General features: G+C 64.7%; 4 protein-coding genes. All 4 read right to left on the reverse strand.

Annotated elements, in window-relative coordinates:
• Positions 1–484: 484 nt before the first annotated feature.
• Complete coding sequence (locus ABD345_RS39795) at positions 485–820, reverse strand: replication initiation protein, RepL2 (RefSeq protein WP_344559698.1); 336 nt, start codon at positions 818–820, stop codon at positions 485–487.
• A gap of 226 nt (positions 821–1,046) precedes the next feature.
• The gene (locus tag ABD345_RS39800) at positions 1,047–1,454 is read right to left on the reverse strand and encodes a helix-turn-helix domain-containing protein (RefSeq protein WP_344559700.1); all 408 of its coding nucleotides are present in this window, start codon (positions 1,452–1,454) and stop codon (positions 1,047–1,049) included.
• On the reverse strand, positions 1,451–1,972 hold the full coding sequence (locus ABD345_RS39805; RefSeq protein ID WP_344559702.1) for a helix-turn-helix domain-containing protein: 522 nt from the start codon (positions 1,970–1,972) through the stop codon (positions 1,451–1,453). The genes ABD345_RS39800 and ABD345_RS39805 overlap by 4 nt, the downstream gene beginning before the upstream one ends.
• Positions 1,973–2,907: 935 nt before the next feature.
• Positions 2,908–3,230 (reverse strand): hypothetical protein (locus ABD345_RS39810; RefSeq protein WP_344559704.1); only part of this gene is annotated, 323 nt, incomplete at its 5' end.

Below are 3,230 nucleotides of genomic sequence, written 5' to 3' on the forward strand. Positions count from 1 at the left end.
CGGACCCGCTCCGCGTGTCCGGCGATCGGCTTCGCCGATCGCGGCCGGGCGCTTCGCGCCCGGCCCGGGGCGCGCCTCCGCTTCGCTCCGGCGGCCCAGACGGCTGATCCCAGATCAACTCGTCAAGCTGGATACCGGGTTGACGAAAGAACGGCCTTCGGCCGAGCTGACCAGGAAAAAGGCCGGCCCGGTGCGCAAGGTACAGGCCGGCAGGGGCAAGCCCGGAAAGAGACTGCACGAGTACGTGGGCCCCGGCCCACGCCAACCCAAGGCCCGGCACGGTCAACCAACCCAACCCCCACACCCGCATCACTTCCAAACGCCAAACCACCCCGCCCACCCCAACACCCCCACCCCGAACCAGACAAGGCCGAACACAAGCCAGCGCAACCACCGGCTTTGTTACAGACCACCAGAACAAAGTGGTTAAGCCCCAGCTACCACCCCTACCCGTCTGCGGGACCGATGTTGGGGACGGATGCAGCTATCCGACGGATCGCAGTGGGACGATCTTGGCCTTCCGGCCGATCGCCTTCGCGGTCAGTCCGTAGTAGCGAACGTTCCCGACCCGCCTGCGCTCCTCAAGGAAGCCGGCCCCGATGAGCTCCTTACAGGTGCGCGAGAAGACCGTGGGCTGCCAGCCAAGGCCACCGGCGAGCTTCTCGTTGGTCTCCTCGACCGTGCCGTGACGATCACGCTTGGGATGGGTCACGTAGTGCACCAGGACCAGACGCTGGTTGGGCGGAAGACCCTTGCTGGCACTCAGAACGACCTGGACAGGATCGACGGTTTCACTCACGTGAGCCATCTTCTCAGGCACTCTGACTCTTCCCCGCAATACGGTCAGCCCGACCCAGGAACTGCACGAAGTTCGCCGACTCGAAAGACAGGACGTCAACAACGAGTAGCTCTCCGGCTCTTCAGTGAAGCCCTAGCTGGTTCAAGCAGCCCCCGCCGATGCCGCAGGGACTGCTTCAACGGGGCAGCCGTCGGCTGCCGGGTTGACGGGCCTCCGTGGTTGCTGGCGCTCTGCTTTCGCCAACTCTCTACTCGGGAATCTCCTCCTGGCCGAAGGAAAGGTGGTGAACCGTGGCCAGAGCGTCGTCAACGTCCTCGTCCCCGGTCTCATCACCATTGGCCGCTGCAGCGGCCTGCAGCACGAGCGGGCCCACTCGGTAAAAGTTGATCGGACCCTGCCGGTAGACCAGTTCCAACCAACCTTCCCCGGCCAGGCGCCTGATGCTCTTGGACACTGTCGGTTCGCTGAGCTTGAGCTTCTCGGCGATCGACTTTCCGACGATACGGACGGTCTGCCCGAGCGGAACCGCAGTGGCATAGAACACGAGAACGCGGAAGTCCGCGCCAGGAACTCCGGCGGTCTGCAGCAGGAGCTGGTGCAAGAGGGCCGGGGTGAACTCGGCTTCGTACTGCTGGGACATGGTGGACGTAGTCACGCGGCCTTCCTCTTCCTAGCGGGCTTGGCCGGAGCTTCCGGGGCCGGAACGACCGGGAAGCGGGCCTCTTTCGTAGCGTCTACCTGCTTCTTCGCCGGGCCGTCGTAGCCGACCCTGGGGTTCACCCGGTAGAACCGCATCCGGCCGAACTTCTCCGCTTCGAGGAGGATTCCGCCACGATGGAGCTTCTCCACCGACGCACGGATGGTGCCCTGCGAAGGCCCCAGAAGCTCGGAGATCTCCTTGAAGGTCATCCGCAGTGGCTCGGTGCCGTCCGGTGAGTGCGCAAGGTAGAAGCCGAAGACGTCCCGATCGTTCTGGTCGTAGCCGGAATCCTTGCACCACACCTTGCGCATCAACGTCTTCGAGACGTTCACGTGCCGACCGGGGTTCGGGTTCCAGTCATAGCGGGCCTTGTCCGGTCCGACTTTCACATCATCCTCTGAAAAGAGGTCGAGCTGCATCACCTCGCCCGTCGCCCGGTTCACGAGCTCGCCCCGCACCGGATTGGATCGCACCCGCCCCTCCTAGCCTCTGAACGTTGCCTATAGGCAACGTGGAAGGCACCACCCTACTCGCATATTGCCTATAGGCAAGAGCCCTTGGGCAAGCCGGGTATCGTGTCGGCGCCACATGGTTGCCTATAGGCAATACGAATACACGAATCGTGCACTCGAGTGTAAGAATCGTGCACTCCTCAGCCCCCCTGACCTGGGAAAACACCGTTTCCCTCTTAATACTCAACAGGAGGTCACCCGGCTCACCCTCACTCCCGATGGCCCGCACCACCACCTCCTTGCCCCTCGCACGACAACCCACCGGGCCTCCGGCGGGCTGGCTGCCCGTGCCACTGCCGCCACCCGGGCCGGGGTCCAGGGCGGCCTGCAAGCCGCCCTGGACGCGGCTTACTGCGTAAGTCGCGGGATTCCGGCTGCCGCCGGAACCGGGCCCCTGGGGGCCCTTCCCGCGCCTCCTCACCCAGGCACCAGCCCCCTTGCCCTGCCGCCGGCCCTCCAAGCGGGAGGACAACCAGTACCCGCCACAACGGGCCCACCCCACCGCACACAGGACGAGCAGGGGGCGAGCAGGGGGCGAAGGCAGGCGATTCACGAGGAAGGCAGCACCCACCAGCAGGCCGCACCCAGGACGACCAGCCACCACCCCCACCCACCACCACACCCCTGTCCCCTGCATGGCGATGTGTCGGTACAACTTGATTGCCTATAGGCAATACGAATGTGCGAATCATGCACTTCTCGCACTACCTGAACTGGAAAGCGCCGTTCCCCTCTTCATGATCAACAGGAGGTCACCCGGCCGTCCTGACCGTTGCCGCCGCCCGGGCCGAGGCCAGTGACAACAACGCCAGGGGGGGTCTTGGCCCGTCGAACCGTACGGACTTGCAGGTTCTGTGCGGAGAGAACTTTCAAGGGGCTGCAACCCGCGCTCTGCTTCAGCCGGCGGCGGCCAGCCCGGATCTGTTCGTTCGGGGCGGGCGCCGACGGTAGTTGGGAAGGACCACCTCGGGGACGTCAGCCGGCACCTCCTCCAGCGCCTTGGTCCACTCTTCCTGGGAACCCTTGAAGGCAATCCGTGGGTTGATCCGGCACAGCCCGTTGGAGATCCGCCAGAGCAGGCCGAGATCGGTCAGCCGGTTGAGGGCGGGTGAGATGTTGCTCTTAGAAGACATCTCATTTGGTGAGTCTGCGGGTGCAGATGATGGCTGCTGCGATGCTGGCGAAGGCGGCGAAGTGGTCGGCTTTGCGTTCGTAGCGG

This window comes from Kitasatospora saccharophila, assembly GCF_039529925.1.
In the GTDB taxonomy this organism is placed as follows: Bacteria; Actinomycetota; Actinomycetes; order Streptomycetales; family Streptomycetaceae; genus Kitasatospora; species Kitasatospora saccharophila.